Consider the following 20994-nt stretch of genomic DNA (forward strand, 5'->3'; position numbering starts at 1 on the left):
TGCGACACCGTTGCGCAGGGCTCACGTCATGCGTCAACAGCGGAACGCGGAGCGTCCCTGGCGGCATTCCCACGCAGAGCGTGGGAACGATCAAGCCAAATCAAAAGATCGCAGGTCGGCTGTCAGGCCGCCTTCGCTGGCAAGCCAGCTCCACAGTTTGATCGGGTACATCCGCGGTGGCGTTACGCAGAAATGGATGTGCATGCCGAAAACGCGCTGAACTGCACGCTCCCCCATCAGTCGCATACATAAGCAACCCGGATTCAGAGGAGTGAAAGTGAGCAGAGACTCTAATCAGCAGGCAGCAGGTTCAGTACCGCTGGACAGCCCCCCGGTCATCCATCGATTGCGCGTGCTGACAGTCAACACCCACAAAGGCTTTACCGCCCTCAATCGGCGTTTCATCCTCCCGGAATTGCGTGAAGCGGTACGCAGCACCTCAGCCGACCTGGTGTTCCTGCAGGAAGTCGTCGGTGAACATGAGCGCCATTCCTCGCGTTACAACGATTGGCCACAAACCTCGCAATACGAGTTTCTCGCCGACAGCATGTGGAGCGACTTCGCCTATGGGCGAAACGCGGTTTACCCCGACGGTCACCACGGCAATGCACTGCTGTCCAAATACCCGATCCGCGAATACCGTAACCTGGACGTCTCCATTACCGGCCCCGAGCGCCGCGGGCTTTTGCATTGCGTGCTGGACGTACCGGGCCACGCCGAGGTCCATGCGATCTGTGTACACCTGAGCCTGCTGGAGAGTCATCGCCAGTTGCAGTTAAAGTTGCTTTGCCAGTTGCTCGAATCCTTGCCCGATGACGCACCCGTGATCATTGCCGGCGACTTCAACGACTGGCAGCTACAGGGCAACGCCGCCCTCTCGCGCCGTGACTACTTGCACGAAGCCTTCGAACGCCACCATGGCCGACCGGCAAAAACCTACCCGGCGCGCTTCCCGCTGCTGCGCCTGGATCGGATCTACCTGCGCAACGCCAGTAGCCACAATCCGAAAATCCTAGGCCACAAGCCCTGGACACACCTGTCAGATCATTTGCCGTTGGCGGTTGAAGTGCACCTGTAATTCGTCAGACCTGCTCCCTACCTGTCATTTGTGACAGTAGATACATCCAAAAACACTTGCTACGGTGCTCCCGTCCGCTCGATTGACGCGTGCGGACATGCCCCGTAGCCGTCGTTGCCCGAAGGGTTTTTTGCCTTCCTGATGATGTCTCGCAACTCGCGCTGCCGATGCACTTGAAGCCTTGCCCTTCTTGCAAGACATCGGGTGTCGATTCCTACGCGGAGACGAGCATGAAACTTTGCAAAGAACTGCCCACCTACCGTTATAGCGCCTGTGCCATTTCGATCTGGCTATGCATGGGCTGGTCCCTACCCACTAACGCTGCTTGCACCCTTGCTCCCACCGCCGGCAACGACAACTTCGTCTGCGACAGCGGCAACAGTGGGCCGCTGACTGATCTGGCGGGCAACAACACCCTGAGCTTTCCCGCCAATGGCACCGGCACGATTACAGGCAATGTGACATTTGGCGCCGGCAACGACACCTTGGGCATGAATTCCGGCGTCATCACCGGGATCGTCAATCAGGGGGACGGCGACGACACCTTCGACATCAGCGCCGGTCAGGTCACCGGAGCGGTGAACCAGGGCAATGGCGTCGACACCTTTCGCATGGATGGCGGGACTATCCAGTCGCTTGCCCAGGGCGACAGTCGCGACTTTTTCAAGATGACCGCAGGCACGATCGTGGGCGCCTTCGAGGACGGTGACACCGCCGAGATGAGTGGCGGCAGGATCGGCCGGGTCGACATGAAGCTCGATAACAATCGGTTCGATCTGTCGGGCGGGCATATCCTCGGCAATCTGGTCACCGGGTTTGGTACTGACACCATCATCGTTTCCGGTGGCAGGATTGGCGGCAACATCAGTGTCAGCGGTGGCAACGACAGCATCACGGTGACTGGAGGCGAAATCGTTGGCGAGATCCGGGCCAGTGCGGGCAATGACACATTGACCTGGGATGGCGGCGGGATCATCCGTTCGGCGATCCTGATGGACGAAGGCAATGACCGGGCAACCCTGCGCAATCTCAACGACAGCATCCTGGCCCAGACGCCGGTCCTCAATGGCGGCAACGGCAGCGACCTGCTGACCTTCGATAACACCACTTCCAGCGGCGCCGCCCGTTACGTCAATTGGGAAACCGTCAACCTGAGCAAGGCCTCGCGATTCGACTTCGACGGCAGTTTTGTCCTGGGCGACAGCGCCAGCGGCAGCGGCGTGTTCAACATCGACGGCAGCAGTGTCGTGACCTCGACTCAAGGCAGCCTCACCCCCTTTACCGCGGGCCAGCGTGCGACGCTGAACAACGCCGGAATCATCGACCTGGGCAGCGGCAATACCCGCACCAACGACACCCTGACGGTACAGGGCAACTATGCGGGCAACGGCGGCCAGCTATGGTTGCAGAGCGTGCTGGGCGATGACAGCTCTCCCAGTGACAAACTGGTGGTCAATGACGGCACCTTGACCGGCACCACATCGATTACCGTGAATAACCTGGATGGCACGGGCGCCGCCACCTTGCAAAACGGCATTCAGGTTGTCCAGGCCAATGGCACAGCCATCAGCGACAGTAGCGCCTTTACGCTCAAAAACCCGTTATCGATCGGCGCCTTCGATTACCACCTGTTCAAGGGTGGCGTCACCGCCGGGAGCGAAAACAGTTGGTACCTGCGTTCGTCCGTCGTCGCGCCGCCGTTGGTTGCAGCAGCGGTGCCTGCTGTACCCGATCCAGGTCCCACTCCAACTCCCGATCCAGCCGTGCCACCCGTTCTGGTGCCGTTGGTGGCGGCACCGGTGGCGGCAGTCGGTACCCCGCCCTTGCCAGCGCCCGTTGCCGGCGCGGCACCCATTCTCCTGTACCGTCAGGAAGTCCCGGTCTGGTCGGTGTTGCCACCAGCGGCCGCGCAGTTAGCCCGGGCGGCGCTCGGTACCTTCCATGATCGACAGGGTGATCAACGCCTGCTGAATGAAACCGGAACCTTTGGCGCGGGCTGGGGCCGGGTCTATGGGAAAAATTTCGACCAGACCTGGGCCGGCACCGTCACGCCACGGCTCGACGGTTCATTCAACGGGTTTCAGGTGGGTAACGATCTGTTTGCCTCGCAGACTTCCGGTGGGCAAACCCAGCGCACCGGCTTCTTCGTCGGCCATAGCCGCTTGAAGGGTGATGTCGACGGATTCAACCAAGGCTTCCAGGACAAGCACGCCGGCAAGGTCGAGTTGCAAGGCGACAGCCTGGGGCTCTACTGGACCCTGGTCGACCCCAAGGGCTGGTATGTCGATACCGTGGCGATGTACACGTGGCTGAACGGCGACAGCCACTCCGACCGCGGCCTGAAAATCGATAACGACGGCCACGCCACGACCCTCTCGGTCGAGGCCGGCTATCCCGTTGCAGTGACAGGCAACTGGGTGGTCGAACCCCAGATGCAAGTCATCAATCAAAAGGTTGATCTGAAGAGTCAGGACGACGGTATTTCCAAGGTGTCTTTCGATTCGGACTCGGCCTGGACCGGCCGCCTCGGCGCCCGACTCAAGGGCCGCTACGAAGTCGCCGGCCTGCCACTGGAGCCCTGGCTGCGGGTCAACCTGTGGCAGACGTTGTCGGGAACCGACACTGTGACATTCGACGACAGCACCGAGATCAAGACCGAACAACGCTCCTCATCGGCGGATCTGGGAATCGGCGCCATCCTGACGGTGGCGCCTGACGTCAGCCTGTACGTCAATACAGATTACAGCAGCAATATCGACAGCAACCCATTGCGTGGAATGAGCGGCAACCTGGGAATCAGGGTGAGCTGGTAAGTCCGAGCAAAGGCTCTAGCTCGCGAGTTTTTTGACGTTTTATCCAATAAACAAGCACTTAGGTATGCGACGTAAATCAGTCACTTATATGATCTGAAATACCCATACCACTTATCGGCCATTTTCTTGACGCAAGGTCCGGGGTCCTCTTGACTTCACGTTACTACCCCGGAACCACCATCAGGACCAACCGTTAACCACCCGTAAAAACGGGCAGGAATCGGCTTGCCCTAATTCTTCGGTCGCCCCTCACTCGGGGTAGGAGAGACGCCAAAGCGAGATACCGCATGCGATTGCAAGGTAGACCTCCATGAAAACTTCATTCACCCCACAAGAGATCCGTGTCAGTATTTGCACCGTTTCCAGTACCCTGCTGTTATGTTCCTCCATGGAAGTGCAGGCCTCCCCCGCCGAGGAAGAAACGACCCCCTGGTACCGTCAGGACGTCCCCGCGCTCACCTTGCCCGCACTCGCCAGCACCTATCCCGGCCACTTCAGGCCGATTGCCGATACGCGAAGTTCAAGCCTGACCGTCGAAGAGGCCGCGCCCGGGGCCTGGGATCAACTCTATGGCCAAGCCTCACGCCAGGCGCAAACCGACGCCCTGGCCCAAGGCTTTTCCATTCCCGGCGCCGGCGAACTGAAAAGCCCGGCGCTCCTGACCCTGCAAAGCAATACCGGCCACACCCAGCGCGTTGGCCTGATCGGCGGCACCGCCGAGTTCCACGGCACCGGCAACGGCTTGCTGACCAATCGTGCACAATCGAACCCGCAAAACGACACCCTCAACCTTCAAGGGCAGAGCCTCGGCGCCTACTGGAGCCTGACCAGCCCCCAAGGCTGGCACGTCGATCTGTCGGCCAGTGGTGGTCGGGTCAACGGCTTCAGCCGCAATGAGAAAGGCGCCCGCCAAGCCACCGAAGGCAGCGCGGTGACCCTCTCGGTCGAAGGTGGCTTCCCGATTGGCATCAGTGAAAACTGGGTGGTCGAACCCCAGGCGCAATTGATTAATCAGCGGATCACCCTGGATACGCCGTATGCGGGTTCGGGGAATGCGTCCTCCAGCGAACTCAGCGCCTGGAGCGGCCGGGTCGGTGCCAAGTTGAAAGGTAGCTATGACATCAACGGCCTGCCCGTCGAACCCTATGTGCGAACCAACTTGTGGCACACGGTGTACACCGGCAATACCGTGACCCTCGACCAGGTCGACAAGATCAGCAGCAGCCGTTATTCCTCGACGGTCGAACTGGGCCTGGGCTTGGTGGCCAGGGTGACGCCGACCGTGAGCCTGTACGTCAGCGCCGACTACAGCAGCGATGTGGATGACAATGATTTAAATGGGCTGATCGGCAGCCTGGGCGTGCGGATGCGTTGGTGAAAGAAATCTCCAGGCGCTTCGTGGGCAAGCCTGATCGCCGTACGATCCGGTTTGCCCGCGAAGACGGCTTGAATCAGCCCGCCGGCCGCAACATCAGCACCGCCAACGGAGGCAGGTTAAGCACCAGCGACAACGCCTGGCCATGGCTCGGCGTTTCCTCGGCGGTTGCCCCGCCACTGTTGCCATAGTTGGAACCGGCATAGATCGACGAATCGCTGTTGAACACCTCGCTCCACTGCCCGGCAAACGGCACGCCGACCCGATAGGCCTCACGCGGTACCGGCGTGAAGTTGGCGACCACCAGTATCGGCTGGCCGTCCTTGCTCCAGCGCATCCAGGCGTAGACGCTGTTGATCGCATCATCGCCAATCAGCCACTGGAAGCCTTGCGGTATGTCGTCCTGTTCGTGCAGGGCTGGTTCTTCCCGATACAGGCGATTGAGGTCGCTCACCAGCTTCTGCACGCCTTTGTGTTCGGAGTACTGCAATAGATACCAATCAAGCTGTTGGTCGTGGTTCCACTCGCGCCATTGGCCGAACTCGCAGCCCATGAACAACAGTTTCTTGCCCGGATGGGCCCACATGAAACTCAGGTAGGCCCGCAGGTTGGCGAATTTCTGCCAGCGGTCGCCGGGCATCTTGTCGATCAGCGAGTGTTTGCCGTGCACCACTTCATCGTGGGAAATCGGCAGGATGAAACGTTCCGACCAGGCATACACCAGGCCGAAACTGAGTTCGTTGTGGTGATGGGCGCGGTACACCGGATCCTGCTGGATGTAGTGCAGCGAATCGTGCATCCAGCCCATGTTCCACTTATAGGCGAAACCCAGGCCACCCTGTTGCGTGCTCTGGCTGACGCCGGGCCAGGCGGTGGACTCTTCGGCGATCACCAGCGCCCCGGGGGCTTCCAGTGCCACGACATCATTGAGGTGACGCAGGAAGTCGATGGCCTCGAGGTTCTCCCGGCCGCCATGGCGGTTGGGCACCCACTCGCCGGCCTTGCGCGAGTAGTCGCGGTACAGCATCGATGCCACCGCATCGACGCGCAGGCCATCCACGTGGAAATGCTTGAGCCAGTGCAACGCCGACGCCAGCATGTAGCCGTGCACTTCGGTGCGGCCCAGGTTGTAGATCAGGGTGTCCCAGTCCTGGTGGAAGCCTTCCTGAGGGTTACCGTACTCATACAGCGCGGTGCCGTCGAACTGGGCCAGACCATGGACGTCAGTGGGGAAATGCGCCGGCACCCAGTCGAGGATCACGCCGATGCCAGCCAGGTGACAGTCATTGACGAAGGCGGCGAACTCGTCGCCCGTCCCGTAACGGGCGCTGGTGGCGAATTGCGAAAGTAATTGATAGCCCCAGGAACCGCCGAACGGGTGTTCCATGATCGGCATCAGCTCGATGTGGGTGAACCCCAGCTCCTTGACATACGGAATCAGCCGCTCAGCCAGCTCCGGCCAGGTGTATTGACGGGCCACTTCTCCCAGGTCGTCCAGCTCGCACTGCCAGGAACCGGCGTGCAATTCGTAGATTGACAACGGTGCCGTCGGGCGCTGGCGCTCGCCCCGCGATAGCATCCAGTCCTGATCCTGCCAGTCGATCCGTAGCGGTGGAGCGACTTTCGAGGCGGTGTCCGGTGGCAGGCTGGTGGCCAGCGCCATGGGGTCGGCCTTGAGCGGCAGGATCCCGTCCTTGCCAAGGATTTCGTATTTGTAGGCCTCCCCTGCTTGCAGGCGCGGGATGAACAGCTCCCATACCCCGGTCGGGTGGCGCAGGCGCATCGGATGGCGACGACCGTCCCAGACGTTGAAATCCCCCACCACCGACACCCGCCTGGCATTCGGTGCCCAAACGGCGAACCGCACGCCATCGACACCGTCCACGGTCTTCAACTGGGCGCCCAGGGCGCTGCTCAGGTCGCGGTGATTGCCTTCGGCGAACAGGTACAAATCCATGTCACCGAGCAACGGACCAAAACTGTAGGGGTCTTCGGCAATCTGCTCGCCACCGGCCCAGCGGGTGCGCAACAGATACGGCTGCGCCTGCTGGAAGTGCCCGACGAACAGCCCAGGGGTCTGGGTCGCTTCCAGGTTGCCCAGCTCCTCCCCGGATTCCCTGGCCAACACTTGCACGCTCAGGGCGCCTGGCAGATAAGCGCGGATGAATTGTCCGCCGGCACCATCGCCGTGAGGGCCGAGAATGGCAAAGGGATCGCGATGCTCGGCACGCACCAGCGCATCGATATCCCGAGCTCTGGGAAGCAGCGCTTCACTGTGATGATGACCCTGTTCCTTGTTCGAGAAACTCATGACTACTCTCCACCAAGATCGGAAAAGGGTTTAAGCCCACTCAATAATCCATATAAACCGTGCAACGGCACGGGCAGCCAGGCGGGGCGATTTTCCGCCTCGTAGGCCACTTCATACGCCGCCTTCTCCAGACCGAACAATGCCAAAGCGGCATCTTCGCCATCCGGATCTTGCCACGCATGGCCAAGCGTAGCTGCCGCCAGCCGATAAGCGTGGATAAATGCCTGTCTTGCCTCACTTAAATAGCGATCACCGACCCTTTGGCGAGCTTGCTGGGCATGGGCGGTGTTGTCGACGTTATGCACGTTGATGGTCATCGCCGCGGCATAGTCGAAGGAACGCAGCACGCCACTGACATCCTTGTACGGGCTGTGCTTGCCACGACGTTCAGGCAGTGGTCGCGCCGGCTCGCCTTCGAAGTCGATCAGGTACGCATCGCCCTTGATCACCAGTACCTGGCCCAGGTGCAAGTCACCATGCACGCGAATCCGCAGTCCACCCGCGGTCTTTTTGGCCAGCTCCTGCACATGGCCGAGAATGGCCTTTTTGCTCTCCAGTAAACGGCTGACAAGGGTTTTGTCCGCCGGGTTCAGTTCATTTTGATGCTGCTTGAGCAACTTCAATGCATGCTCGATTTGTGCCACGACGTCCTTGCCCGTCGCCGACGCATCCTTTTGCGTGGTGATGTACGGATCAAAATCAGGATTTTCGCTGGACGCCGCCAGCACCTGATGCATTTCACCCAGGCGCTGGCCGAGCATGGCAGCGAAATCCTTCAACTCGCCAAGGGCGTTGTAGTGCTGTTCCTGCTCGGACATGGCTTCCGCCAGTTCGTCGCGCAACGCCCGCTCCAGGTTGTTCTGGGTCCACTCCCAGGCATCGCCCTGATTACTCAGGTAGCCCTGGGCGATCATCAGCAGGTTGTCTTCGCCTGCTGCGTCCCGACGCACCACCGCCCCCAGCAGCGGCGAGATATTGCCGAAACCGGCCGCGGTCAGGTAGGCGCTCATTTCCAGTTCCGGGTGAACGCCCGACGCGACCTTGCGGATCAGTTTCAACACCAGGCTGTTGCCGACCACCACCGAACTGTTGGATTGCTCGGCGGACAGGTAACGCACATCCGACTCCGCCGTCAGGCCCAGCTTGGCGAGTTCGGCGGTGGGTTCGAAACGGATCTCGCCGCCATCGGAAGGCAACACCGTGTGGTTGTGCATGCCTTGCAACACCGCGTGGATAAAGTTTTCCAGGCTGAAGGCATCGGTGATCAACCCGACCTGCGGGCCACGGCGCACCCGCGACAGGGCCAATTGCTGGGGCAATGCCGTGCCGACCTGGTCTTCGGCGATGAAACCGAACGGCAGTTGGTAGCGGCTGGTCTGGCCGCCGCCGGTGACTTCGATTTCACTCAACAACACCGGATGCTGCGCATCGCCAAATCGCACACCGTAGGCCAGGTTGACCTGTTCTATAGCCGCGTCCTTGCCGGCGAACCAGCGGCGGTTCTGCAACCAGTTCGGCAGGATGCCCTGCTCCAGGGTGGTGCGTGATGGTGCCTCAAGCAGTTCTTCCATGCGCTTTTTCAGCACAAGCGTGGTGAAGTCCGGCAGGCTTTGCGCAGGTTCCACGTGCCAGCTAGGCATCTGGTTCTCCGCGGCGAGGCCGAACCAGTAGAAACCGTAGGGCGCCAGGGTCAGGAGGAAATTCAATTGGCCAATGGGGGGAAACGCGTTACCACCGAGCATCTCCACGGGCACCATGCCGACGTACGCCGACAGGTCCAGCTCCACGGCCTGGGCGCTGCGCGAAACGTTGGCCACACACAAAATGATCTCGTGCTTGCCGTCAGGCCCGGTGTATTCACGGGTATAGGCCAGCACCCGGCGATTGCTCGGCGAGAGCATTTTCAAGGTGCCGCGCCCGAACGCCTTGGACTGCTTGCGCACCGCCAACATGCGCCGGGTCCAGTTCAACAGCGAATGCGGATCGCCGGCTTGGGTTTCGACATTGACCGACAGGTAGCCGTATTGCGGGTCCATGATCGGCGGCAACACCAGGCTGGCCGGATCCGCGCGGGAAAACCCGCCGTTGCGGTCGATCGACCATTGCATCGGTGTGCGCACACCGTCGCGATCGCCGAGGTAGATGTTGTCGCCCATGCCGATCTCGTCACCGTAGTACAAGGTCGGCGTGCCAGGCATCGACAGCAACAGGCTGTTGAGCAGTTCCACGCGCCGGCGATCACGCTCCATCAGCGGCGCCAGGCGCCGGCGAATCCCCAGGTTGATCCGCGCCCGCCGGTCGGCCGCGTAGTAATTCCACAGGTAGTCACGTTCCTTGTCGGTGACCATCTCCAGGGTCAGTTCATCGTGGTTGCGCAGGAAAATCGCCCACTGGCAATTGGCCGGGATCTCCGGGGTCTGGCGCAATATGTCGGTGATTGGAAAACGGTCTTCCTGGGCCAGCGCCATGTACATGCGTGGCATCAACGGGAAGTGAAACGCCATGTGGCATTCGTCGCCGTTCAGGCCTTTTTTATCGGTGTCGCCGAAATACAGCTGGGTGTCTTCCGGCCATTGGTTGGCCTCGGCCAGCAGCATGCGGTCCGGGTAATGGGCGTCGATTTCGGCGCGGATCTGCTTGAGGACGTCGTGGGTTTCCGGCAGGTTTTCGTTATTGGTGCCGTCGCGCTCGATCAGGTACGGGATCGCGTCGAGGCGCAAGCCGTCGATGCCCATGTCGAGCCAGTAGCGCATGACCGACAGCACCGCCTTCATGACCTGCGGGTTGTCGAAATTCAGATCCGGCTGATGCGAGTAGAAGCGGTGCCAGAAGTATTGGCCGGCCACCGGGTCCCAGGTCCAGTTGGATTTCTCGGTGTCGAGAAAGATGATGCGGGTGCCGTCGTATTTTTGATCGTCATCGGACCACACGTAGAAATCCCGCGCGGCCGAGCCCTTCTTGGCCTTGCGTGCGCGCTGGAACCAGGCGTGCTGGTCGGAGGTGTGGTTGATGACCAGTTCGGTGATCACCCGCAAACCGCGCTTGTGCGCTTCGGCGATGAAGCGCTTGGCGTCAGCCATGGTTCCGTAGTCGGTGTGGACGCCGCGGTATTCGGCGATGTCGTAGCCATCGTCGCGGCGTGGCGAGGGGTAGAACGGCAACAGCCAGATGGTATTGACGCCCAGGTCGGCAATGTAGTCGAGCTTGGCGATCAGGCCGGGAAAGTCGCCGATTCCGTCGTTGTTGGAGTCGAAGTAGGATTTGACGTGAACTTGATAGATGACCGCGTCCTTGTACCAGAGCGGGTCCTTGATGAAGGTGGCTGCCTTGGGTTTCTTCGCCATTTGAAACTCCTGTTGAATTCGGTATGACCACTGCGGCGAACGCAATGATTTACCTGTAGGAGTGAGCTTGCTCGCGATGGCGTTTGAGCATTCAACAGATGTGTTGCCCGCCGAATTGCTATCGCGAGCAAGCTCGCTCCCACAGGTACTGCGTCTAGGGGGTAATCCGCCAGATCCCGAACGGCTGATACGCCGGATCGATACGCATGAACTGGTACTTGCCATGCCAGGTCCAGCGATGCCCGTTCATCAAGTCTTCGCCCTGGGTTCTGGCATCGTCTGGCAAACCCATTTCCCACAGCGGCAACTCGAAATTCGCCTCCTGGACGTTGTGCGGATCAAGGTTGACCGCCACCAGGATGAAATTGCTGCCGTCGGCGCTGCGCTTGCCGAAATACAGGATGTTGTCATTCCAGGCGTTATAGACCTTGAGGCCCAGATGCGAGTGCAGCGCCGGGTTTTGCCGGCGGATGCGGTTGAGCTGGGCGATCTCGGCAATGATGTTGCCGGGGGCGTTGAAATCCCTGGGGCGGATCTCGTACTTCTCGGAGTCGAGGTATTCCTCCTTGCCCGGTACCGGCGCCGATTCGCACAACTCGAACCCCGAATACATGCCCCATAACCCCGAGCCCATGGTCGCCAATGCCGCGCGGATGAGAAAACCGGGGCGACCGGATTCATGCAGGAACGCCGGGTTGATATCCGGTGTATTGACGAAGAAGTTCGGTCGGTAGCATTCGCGCCACGGCGATTCATTGAGTTCGGTGAAGTAAGTCGCCAGCTCCGCCTTGGTGTTGCGCCAGGTGAAATAGGTGTAGCTCTGCGAATAACCGACCTTGCCCAGCCGCGCCATCATCGCCGGGGTGGTAAAGGCTTCGGCGAGGAAAATCACTTGCGGATAGAGCGCGCGAACGTCGGCGATCAGCCATTGCCAGAACGGCAGCGGCTTGGTGTGCGGGTTGTCGACACGAAAGATCTTCACGCCCTCCTGCACCCAGCCGACCACTATGTCGCGCAGTTCGATCCACAGGCTGGGAATCGCCTCGACGGCATAGAAGTCGACATTGACGATGTCCTGGTATTTTTTCGGTGGATTCTCGGCGTATTTGATCGTGCCGTCCGGCCGCCAGTTGAACCACCCGGGGTGCTGCTTGAGCCAGGGATGGTCCTGGGAGCACTGGATGGCAAAATCGAGGGCGATCTCCAGGCCATAATCCGCGGCCGCCGCCACCAGACGACGGAAGTCTTCGCGGGTGCCCAGTTGCGAGTGAATGGCCTCGTGCCCGCCCTCTTCACTGCCAATGGCGTACGGGCTGCCTGGGTCGTCGGGGCCGGCGGTCAGTGAGTTGTTCGGGCCTTTGCGATAACTGCGGCCGATCGGGTGGATCGGCGGGAAGTACAAGACGTCGAAGCCCATGTCCTGAATCATCGCCAGCCGTGAATGCACGTCGTTGAACGTGCCGTGGCGCGCGGGATCGTCGGTGATCGAACGCGGGAACAGTTCATACCAGCTGGCGAACTGCGCCAGCTCACGCTCCACATCGACCGGGTACTCGGGACTGAGGCTCAGGTAAGCGCGATGATCGGCCTGGGCCATCAACTCGGCGCTACGCGGGTGCAGAAACAGTGCCACCTGCTCAGTTTCGAGCAGGCCCGACAATTGGTGGTGCAACGCGGCCAATTGCTCGCTCAGCAGTCCTTCGGCGCGTTCGGCGGCTTGCTGGACGTGAAGCCGACCTTCCTGCAGCTCAAGGCTGACCGGAACGGAGGCGAGGTGTTTTTTTTCAAGTTCGTAGCAAAAACTGGCGAATTGATCGATCCAGGCTTCGATGCAAAACACATAGCGACCCTGGCTTTGCACCCGAAACCGGCCTTGCCAGCCGTTGTTGCCCAGGTCTGCCATGACCTCGCTTTGCCACACCTCCTCGCCCTCGGCCCGCCAGCGCACACGTACGGCCAGCTTGTCGTGACCGTCGGCGAACACCTTGCTGGTGACCACCACGTCCTGCCCCACCACGGCCTTGACCGCAAACTGCCCGCCATCAAGGGTCGGCTGGGTATTTTCGATCACGATTCGCGGCAGCAGCAACGCCTGGGAAAGTGGCATGTGCGGGTTGTAGCTCAGTTCAGTCGGTTTTTCAGCCGTCATCGAGCATCACTCCTTTACGCCCCATGGACGCTCTTGTGTCTGTTTGTCATCGCGCCGGGCGATTGCCCCCGCAATGAACTCACTTAGGTTCCGAGCGCCGGCCGCCGGGAAAAGTTCAGCGGGATCTGCCGGAATCAAATCCTTCACGCAGTGGTCAACCAACTTAAGCACGACTCACGCCATGTGCCACTGGAGGCATGAACGATGAACAATCCATTCCCCGCCGAAACCCCCGATCCGAACATCGATGACCCGGTGATACCGCCCACCGATCCGCAGCCTGTGCCCGAGCAGGAACCGCCGGGCACTACCCCCCCGCCCAGGGAAGAGCCGCCGAAGACGATGCCACCGGTGATTGTCATCCCTGAATGAAGACAGTTGATCGTTCCCCCTGCTTCGCTGGGGGAACGATTGAAGGAATAAGCCGAATGACGTTTCCTGCGAACGCGAGTTTCTCTGCTTCCAAACCGAACGCAGTCTTCAAGAGGACACTAGAAGCTCGATACTCAAGGAGCTGGAAAATCAGCTATTACATCGTGACTTCGACTATAGCCAGCATGAGCTTGCCGAACACAATCTGTGTGAAGAACTCTGTAGGAGCGAGCATGCTCGCGAAGGTCGTGAACGATGACGCTGGAAGCCTGACACCCCGAGGCGTTCTCTGGTTTTTCGCGAGCATGCTCGCTCCTACAGTTGGTTTTTGTCTTTCTCCAGCATCTTCACAATGCTGGGCATCACGCCGAGAATCAGCAATGCCAACAACGTACTCAACACCGCCGTCGCTTCCCGCCCCAACCCGGCAGACACGCCAATGGCAGCGGTCATCCACAGACCGGCGGCGGTGGTCAGGCCTTTGACGTGGCCTTCGTCGCCGTCCTGGTTTTTCAGGATGGTGCCGGCACCGAGGAAGCCGATCCCGGCTATCACACCCTGGACGACCCGGCTCATGGCGTCGGCCTGGGAGCCGGACATCTGTGGCACCAGCACGAACAGCGCCGCGCCAAGTGCCACCAACATGTGGGTGCGCACCCCCGCCGCCTTGCCCTTTTGCTCGCGCTCGAAGCCGAGAATGCCACCCAGAACCGCGGCCATCAGCAGGCGCACGGTGATTCGGGTCAATTGCGAGGCATCGCCGATGTCGGCGAATTCGGCTTGCAGGGTCACCCAGACTTCATGCCACCAGGCGTTCATGGCGCTTTCCTTGTAAGAGTAAGAGCCTTGCAAAGGATCATGGAAGATGGACCGCGCCGACCATTAATCAGTTGCACAGAACGATGGTCGTTGCCAACACCCTAATGTTTCATCAGTCGTAAAAAACAAGGATTACGTCATGACCGTACGCATCGAGAACGAAGCCTGTTTCTTTATCACCGAAAACGGCGAGGAAATTCGCCTGTGTCCCGATGTGACCATCATCACTGACGCAGACAAAGCCATGTCGGCGGTCGACCTCAACGGCCAGCGTATCTACATCACTGAAGCAGAAGCCGATGCCTTGACCGTAGCAGGTGCAGTGGATGGTCGCCGCCATTTGAAGGCCACCGACAGTGATTCGGTAATTTGACTGATCCGAATCAACAAGCCTCGAAAACGCCTTTTTTAACCGCCCCGCTTCCGCCGCGTCAGGTGCTTCAACTTGTCGCAGTGAAGCCTGCCGCAGGCATCTGATCCGGTTTTTAAAGCAATACCTGAGTCTGTTATGCAAACAGATCGCCGCTCATAGTGCTCCTGCCTGATGGAGGCTGATGAGCGACAGACCATGAGCGATAGAATCCCCGTCCGAACCCTGGAAAGCGCCCCCGTAGTCAAGACTTTCGAACCTTCACGACCAAAGATGAAGGCCAAGTCCAGCGATAACCTGATCCACACCCGCAGTTTCACCGGCCTGTTCCGCTCCCTGCGCATTAGCGGCGCCGGCTTTTTATTCATGCTGTTCTTCGGCACCGTGTGGTTGAACTGGGGGGGTCGCCAGGCGGTGCTTTGGGATCTTTCCGAGAGCAAATTCCACATTTTTGGCGCGACGTTCTGGCCGCAGGATTTCATCCTGCTCTCGGCACTGCTGATCATTGCCGCGTTCGGCCTGTTCGCGATCACCGTGTTCGCCGGGCGCGTCTGGTGCGGCTACACCTGCCCACAGAGCTCCTGGACCTGGATTTTCATGTGGTGCGAGAAGATCACCGAAGGCGAACGTAACCAGCGGATCAAACTGCAAGCGGCGCCCTGGGGACTGAACAAACTGCTGCGCCGCTCGGCCAAACACAGCTTGTGGCTGGCCATCAGCCTGCTGACCGGCCTGACCTTCGTCGGCTATTTCACGCCGATCCGCCCGCTGGCCGAAGAACTGCTGACCTGGCAAATGGGCGGCGTCAGCCTGTTCTGGGTGCTGTTCTTCACCGGCGCCACCTACATCAATGCCGGCTGGCTGCGCGAAGCGGTGTGCATGCACATGTGCCCGTATGCGCGATTCCAGAGCGTGATGTTCGACAAGGACACCCTGACCATTTCCTACGACGTGGCCCGTGGCGAGAACCGTGGCCCGCGCAAGCGTGAGGTCAAGCCGGCCGAGGTCGGCCTGGGTGACTGCATCGATTGCCAGCTCTGCGTGCAGGTCTGCCCCACCGGCATCGACATTCGCGACGGCTTGCAGATGGAATGCATCGGTTGCGCGGCGTGCATCGACGCCTGTGATTCGATCATGGACAAGATGGGCTACGAGCGCGGGTTGATCAGCTATACCTCGGAGCACCAGTTGCAAGGCGGCAAGACCCATCTGATGCGGCCACGATTGATCGGCTACACCGCAGTTCTGCTGGTGATGATCGCTGCGCTGGTCGTCGCGCTGATGGAGCGGCCGATGGTGTCGCTGGACGTCAGCAAGGACCGCGGCCTGTTCCGCGAGAATAGTGTGGGGCAGATCGAAAACATCTACAGCCTCAAGGTGATCAACAAGACCCAGCAACGCCAGGACTACCGCCTGACGCTGGTGGATGGCGATGGGTTCCAGCTGCAGGGCATGACCGAACTGAGCCTGGCGCCGGGTGAGATTGTCGAAGTTCCGGTGTCGGTGGCGATGACCACGCAGCGGCCGAGTAGCAGCTCGCAGAGCATCAGTTTCAAGATTGTCGACGGTGATGAGCCGGGCATTTTTAGCGTGGCCAAGAGCCGGTTTGTTGCGCCGATGAATCGTTGAGCCTCTAGAATGCCTTCGCTACAGGTTGGCGTGATTTTGTAGGAGCTGGCTTGCCAGCGATGAAATTTCCACCGATTTCCCAGACTGACTGCAAACCGGGACTTAGATGAAACGCTACGAAAAATTCGCCGATGATATCGCTGAACTGATCCGCACCGGCGTCCTCGGGCCAGGTCAGCGCGTGCCGTCGGTGCGCTATGCCAGCCAGACCCATGGGGTCAGCCCGTCCACGGTGTTCCAAGCCTATTACTTGCTCGAGCGGCGCGGCCTGATTCGCGCCCGACCGCGCTCCGGCTACTTCGTCAACGCCCATGCACCGCGGCCGTTTTCCGAGCCGGTGATCAGCAGCCAGGTCAATGAATCCACCGAAGTCGATGTCAGCGAACTGGTGTTCTCGGTCCTCGAATCGATCAAGGACCCGAACACCGTAGCCTTCGGCTCGGCATTCCCCAGCCCGACGCTGTTTCCGCTGCAGCGCCTGTCGCGCTCGCTGGCCAGTGCTGCCCGGGACATGGACCCGCGCATGGTGGTCACCGACATGTCGCCGGGCAACCCGCAACTGCGCCGACAAATTGCCCTGCGCTACATGGTGGGCGGCTTGATGCTGCCCATGGAAGAATTGCTGATCACCAACGGTGCGTTGGAAGCGCTGAACCTGTGCCTGCAAGCCGTGACCCAGCCAGGCGACCTGGTGGCCATCGAAGCCCCGGCGTTCTACGCCTGCCTGCAAGTGCTGGAGCGCTTGAAACTCAAGGCCGTGGAAATCCCCGTGCACCCGCGCGACGGCATCGACCTCGGTGTGCTCGCGCAAACCCTGGAACGCCACCCGATCAAAGCCTGCTGGTGCATGACCAGTTTCCAGAATCCCATGGGCGCGACCATGCCCGAGGCAAAAAAACGCGAACTGGTGGAATTGCTGCGCGTCCATCAAGTGCCGTTGATCGAAGACGACGTCTACGCCGAACTCTATTACGGCCAACAGGCGCCAAAACCGGCAAAAGCGTTCGATACCGAAGGATTGGTGATGCACTGTGGTTCTTTCGCCAAGAGCCTGGCCCCGGGTTACCGCATTGGCTGGGTCGCCGCCGGGCGGTATGCACAGAAGATCGAGCGGTTAAAACTCATGACCTCCCTTTGCGCTTCGATGCCGGCCCAGGCAGCCATTGCCGACTACCTGCAGCACGGGGGTTATGATCGGCATTTGCGCAGGTTGCGTTATGCCCTGGAGGAACAGCAAAGCGCCATGCTGTCGGCCATTGCCCGCTATTTCCCGGCGCAGACCCGCGTCAGTCAACCCGCTGGCGGCTACTTCCTCTGGCTGGAATTACCCGAGCAGATGGATTCGCTGAAGTTGTTCCAGATGGCGTTGGCGCAAGGGATCAGCATTGCGCCGGGACCGATTTTCTCGCCAACGCAGCGCTTCAGGAATTGCATCCGGTTGAATTATGGGAGCCCCTGGGATGAAGCAGCGGAAAAGGCGATGGAGACGCTGGGGCGGATTGTGCGGTCGTTCTGAAGTTATTTATTGCGTGGTAGATCGCTTTCGCGAGCAGGCTCGCTCCCTCAGGGTTACGCGGTCACCTGTGGGAGCGAGCCTGCTCGCGAAGGGGGGCAGGTTCAACGACGCAAATCTGAAGCGTTAACGCCCGCCGCCAAGATCGACAAAGGTCCCCGTCGCATAAGACGCCTTGTCCGACAACAACCACACAATCGCCTCCGCCACCTCATCCGGCCGCCCGCCACGGGCCATTGGAATGGCCGATTCGAGCTTGCTGACCCGATCCGGATCGCCGCTCAGCGCGTGAAAATCGGTGTAGATGTAGCCCGGACGCACGGCGTTCACCCGGATCCCCTCACCCGCCACTTCCTTGGACAGGCCAATGGTAAAGGTGTCGAGCGCACCCTTGGAGGCTGCGTAGTCGACGTACTCGTTGGGTGAGCCCAAACGCGCGGCGACCGAGGAGACGTTGACAATGCTGCCGCCCTGCCCGCCGTGCTTGGGCGACATGCGCAAGATGGCGTGCTTGGCGCAGAGCACGGGCGCCAACACGTTGGTCTTGAGGATCTTGAGGATGCGGAATTCGGACATTTCGTCGACCCGGGATTTTTGCCCCACGGTGCCGGCGTTGTTCACCAGCGCCGTGACCCGCCCCAGCTCGCTGTCCACCCGGTTGAACAAGGCGATGACTTCGTCTTCGATGCTGACGTCCGCGCGCACGGCGATGGCTTGGGCACCCAAGGCCCGGACCTGGTCCAGTACCGTTTGCGCCGCCTGCTCATCGGCCTGGTAGTTGATGCAGATCCGATAGCCTTGTTTGGCGGCCAACAGCGCTGTAGCGGCACCAATACCACGACTGGCACCAGTGATGACCATGACTTTGTCCATGCAAGCATTCCCCCTTTCAAGCCTATGCAGTCGGGGGGAGAATAACCGCCATTTACGGATTTTGCATGGCACCGTCATCGGTCCGGCCAGATCAAGCCAGTTCCAATTGCTCGCTGCGGTGGATTTCCTTCATGAAGCGTTCGGCCGGCAACGGGTGCCCCAGCAGATAGCCCTGCAGCGAATCGCAACCGAGTTGGGTCAGGAAGTCCTGCTGCGAGCCCGTTTCCACGCCTTCGGCGACAATCCGCAAGCCCAGTGCCTGGCCGAGGGCGACAATGGCTGAAACGATGGCGGCGTCATCGCTGTCACGCTCCAGGTCGCGGACAAAACCGCGGTCGATTTTCAGCTCGTTGGCCGGCAGGCGTTTGAGGTACATCAAGCTGGAGTAGCCAGTACCAAAGTCGTCGATGGACAGGTCAACGCCCATGTCCGACAGCTCCTGCAGCACCGTCATGCTGGCATCGGCATCGTTCATGGCCGTGGTCTCGGTGATTTCCAGGGTCAGGCTGTTGGCCGGCAAATGGTGGGTGGCCAGGGCCTTGGCGACGCTCTGCACCAGGCCCACATGGCAAAATTGCAAGGCCGAGAGGTTCACCGCGATGCGCCAATCGGTGTAGCCGAGCACATACCACTCGCGCATCTGGCGGCAGGCTTCGTTGAGGACCCATTCGCCGATGGGAATGATCAGCCCGGTCTTCTCCGCCAGCTCGATGAATTTGTCCGGCAACAGCATGCCCTGGGTCGGATGCTCCCAGCGCAACAATGCTTCGGCCCCCACCGGACGGCCGTTGTGGGCATCGAACTTGGGCTGGTAGTGCAGACTGAACTCATTCTGGTCCACAGCATTGCGCAGGTCTTGCAGCAGTTGCAGCTGCTTGCGCGCGTTGCTGTTCATCGAGGCATCGAAGAAGCTGTAGCCGTTCTTACCCGTACCCTTGGCGTGATACATCGCCGCATCAGCGTTCATCAGCAATTCGTGAGCGGTCTGGCCATTGCCCGGATACAGGGCGATGCCGACGCTGGCGGATATCTGCAGATCATGCTCGGCCACCCGGAATGAACGGGCGATCAGGCTCACCTGGCGGGCTGCGAGGTTCATCGCGTCGTCCGGCTCGCTCAATTGCACCAGCAGCACAAACTCATCGCCACCGATGCGCGCCAGGGTGTCCTGGCCCCGCAGGTCTTCACGCAGGCGCAGGCTGACTTCGCGCAGCAGCTGGTCGCCCATATGGTGGCCGAAGGCGTCATTGACCGGCTTGAAGCCATCGAGATCGATGAACATCAACGCCAGGCAACCTCCTTCGTTATCGACCCTGGAGATCCCCTGATCGATACGGTCGGCCAGCAACACCCGATTCGGCAGGCCGGTCAGGGTGTCGTGCAAGGCCAGCTGGGTCAGTTCGCGGTTGGCTTCGGTCAGCGACTGGGCCAGGTTGGCGGTTCGGGCTTCCAGGCGCGCATCGAGGATCGAGGTCAGCAAGGCGATGCTTAATACCGCCAGGGTGGTGATCAGTACCAGGTTGTCGAGGCCGTTGCCGCTCAGGCCATTGGCGGCGGCGCCACAAAAACTGCCCGCAGGGAATTGCGCGGCGGCCATGCCGGTGTAGTGCATGCCGACGATGGCAATGCCCATGATCACCGCCGCGCCACCGCGGACCAGACGTACATAAGGCGTGGGCTGGCGCAGGCGGAACGCAATCCACAGTGCAGCGCCGGAGGCACCGACCGCGATCAGCAATGAGGCGCTGAACAGCGTCGGGTCGTAGTCGATGCCCGGCTGCATGCGCATGGCCGCCATGCCGGTGTAATGCATTGCACTGATGCCGGCACCCATGACCAGCGCACCGAACGCCAGCTGCCAGGCCGGTAACCGTGCCTGACTGACCAGCCACAGGGCGAAGCCGCATGACAGGATGCCGATCAACAGCGACAGCAAGGTGATGGAGAGGTCGTACCCCAGGTCGATGGGCAGCTTGAAAGCGAGCATGCCGATGAAGTGCATCGACCATACGCCGATACCCATGGCAAACGCGCCGCCCGCCGTCCAGCAATGCACCGCCCGGCCCTTGGCCGTGGCAATGCGTCCGGTCAGGTCCAGCGCAGTGTATGACGCGAGTATTGCTACGCAGAGCGAAATAATGACCAGCGTTGGGGAATAACTACCGATGAGCATGGAGGTGTCTCGCAATCACCCCCGTACTGCTTCCATTCTCGGAGGTGTAAATCCGGCCGATTGTACTGATTCCAAATGAGAACGCACTCACAAAATGAGCAAAAGGCCAGCAACTCGATGAAACGCTTGTTTTAAGGTTTTACATTAAGTCCGTCAAACCGAATCTGCACCTGGC

Annotated in this window: 13 protein-coding genes; 7 read left to right on the forward strand and 6 right to left on the reverse strand. The window is 60.4% G+C overall.

The features are described from left to right. The first annotated feature begins 277 nt into the window (after positions 1-277). The 3 genes from ACIO0C_RS03520 (at position 278) to ACIO0C_RS03530 (ending at position 5269) form a co-directional block, all read left to right on the forward strand. Entirely contained in the window at positions 278-1078 is an 801-nt protein-coding gene (locus tag ACIO0C_RS03520; RefSeq protein WP_401307856.1) for an endonuclease/exonuclease/phosphatase family protein, read from the forward strand. A 230-nt stretch (positions 1079-1308) separates the two neighbouring features. After that, on the forward strand, positions 1309-3891 hold the full coding sequence (locus ACIO0C_RS03525; RefSeq protein WP_401307859.1) for an autotransporter outer membrane beta-barrel domain-containing protein: 2583 nt from the start codon (positions 1309-1311) through the stop codon (positions 3889-3891). A gap of 310 nt (positions 3892-4201) precedes the next feature. Further along, the gene (locus tag ACIO0C_RS03530) at positions 4202-5269 is read left to right on the forward strand and encodes an autotransporter domain-containing protein (RefSeq protein WP_401307862.1); all 1068 of its coding nucleotides are present in this window, start codon (positions 4202-4204) and stop codon (positions 5267-5269) included. 73 nt (positions 5270-5342) lie between these two features. On the opposite strand, the gene glgB is transcribed toward ACIO0C_RS03530, so the two are convergent. The 3 genes from glgB to ACIO0C_RS03545 form a co-directional block, all read right to left on the reverse strand. Continuing rightward, positions 5343-7577 carry a 1,4-alpha-glucan branching protein GlgB gene (gene glgB / locus ACIO0C_RS03535; RefSeq protein ID WP_401307865.1) on the reverse strand — a complete coding sequence of 745 codons (2235 nt, stop codon included), beginning with the start codon at positions 7575-7577 and terminating at the stop codon, positions 5343-5345. A gap of 2 nt (positions 7578-7579) precedes the next feature. After that, positions 7580-10921, reverse strand: a complete 3342-nt coding sequence (gene treS, locus ACIO0C_RS03540) for a maltose alpha-D-glucosyltransferase (RefSeq protein ID WP_401307868.1) — start codon at positions 10919-10921, stop codon at positions 7580-7582. A gap of 154 nt (positions 10922-11075) precedes the next feature. Then, positions 11076-13070: an alpha-1,4-glucan--maltose-1-phosphate maltosyltransferase gene (locus ACIO0C_RS03545; protein ID WP_401307871.1), complete on the reverse strand. Its 1995-nt coding sequence runs from the start codon at positions 13068-13070 to the stop codon at positions 11076-11078. A gap of 204 nt (positions 13071-13274) precedes the next feature. Here ACIO0C_RS03545 and ACIO0C_RS03550 point away from each other — a divergent pair, with 204 nt between their 5' ends. Next, on the forward strand, positions 13275-13442 hold the full coding sequence (locus ACIO0C_RS03550) for a hypothetical protein (protein ID WP_401307873.1): 168 nt from the start codon (positions 13275-13277) through the stop codon (positions 13440-13442). Between the two features lie 315 nt (positions 13443-13757). Here the strand turns inward: ACIO0C_RS03550 and ACIO0C_RS03555 are convergent, their stop codons facing one another. After that, complete coding sequence (locus ACIO0C_RS03555; RefSeq protein WP_401307876.1) at positions 13758-14261, reverse strand: MgtC/SapB family protein; 504 nt, start codon at positions 14259-14261, stop codon at positions 13758-13760. Positions 14262-14400: 139 nt separating this feature from the next. Here ACIO0C_RS03555 and ACIO0C_RS03560 point away from each other — a divergent pair, with 139 nt between their 5' ends. The 3 genes from ACIO0C_RS03560 (at position 14401) to mapR (ending at position 17776) form a co-directional block, all read left to right on the forward strand. Continuing rightward, complete coding sequence (locus ACIO0C_RS03560; RefSeq protein WP_401307879.1) at positions 14401-14634, forward strand: DUF3203 family protein; 234 nt, start codon at positions 14401-14403, stop codon at positions 14632-14634. A gap of 195 nt (positions 14635-14829) precedes the next feature. Then, positions 14830-16260: a cytochrome c oxidase accessory protein CcoG gene (ccoG, locus tag ACIO0C_RS03565; protein WP_401307882.1), complete on the forward strand. Its 1431-nt coding sequence runs from the start codon at positions 14830-14832 to the stop codon at positions 16258-16260. Between the two features lie 106 nt (positions 16261-16366). Beyond that, positions 16367-17776, forward strand: coding sequence for a GntR family transcriptional regulator MpaR (mapR, locus tag ACIO0C_RS03570; protein ID WP_401307885.1), 1410 nt, complete (start codon positions 16367-16369; stop codon positions 17774-17776). Positions 17777-17899: 123 nt separating this feature from the next. On the opposite strand, the gene ACIO0C_RS03575 is transcribed toward mapR, so the two are convergent. After that, positions 17900-18646 (reverse strand): SDR family oxidoreductase, encoded by a 747-nt coding sequence (locus ACIO0C_RS03575; RefSeq protein ID WP_401307888.1) that lies wholly within the window; start codon positions 18644-18646, stop codon positions 17900-17902. Between the two features lie 91 nt (positions 18647-18737). Then, a complete protein-coding gene (locus ACIO0C_RS03580; protein WP_401307890.1) occupies positions 18738-20819 on the reverse strand; it encodes a putative bifunctional diguanylate cyclase/phosphodiesterase in 2082 nt (693 codons plus the stop codon). Positions 20820-20994 lie beyond the last annotated feature (175 nt).

The organism is Pseudomonas sp. NPDC087336 (assembly GCF_044744285.1).
In the GTDB taxonomy this organism is placed as follows: Bacteria; Pseudomonadota; Gammaproteobacteria; order Pseudomonadales; family Pseudomonadaceae; genus Aquipseudomonas.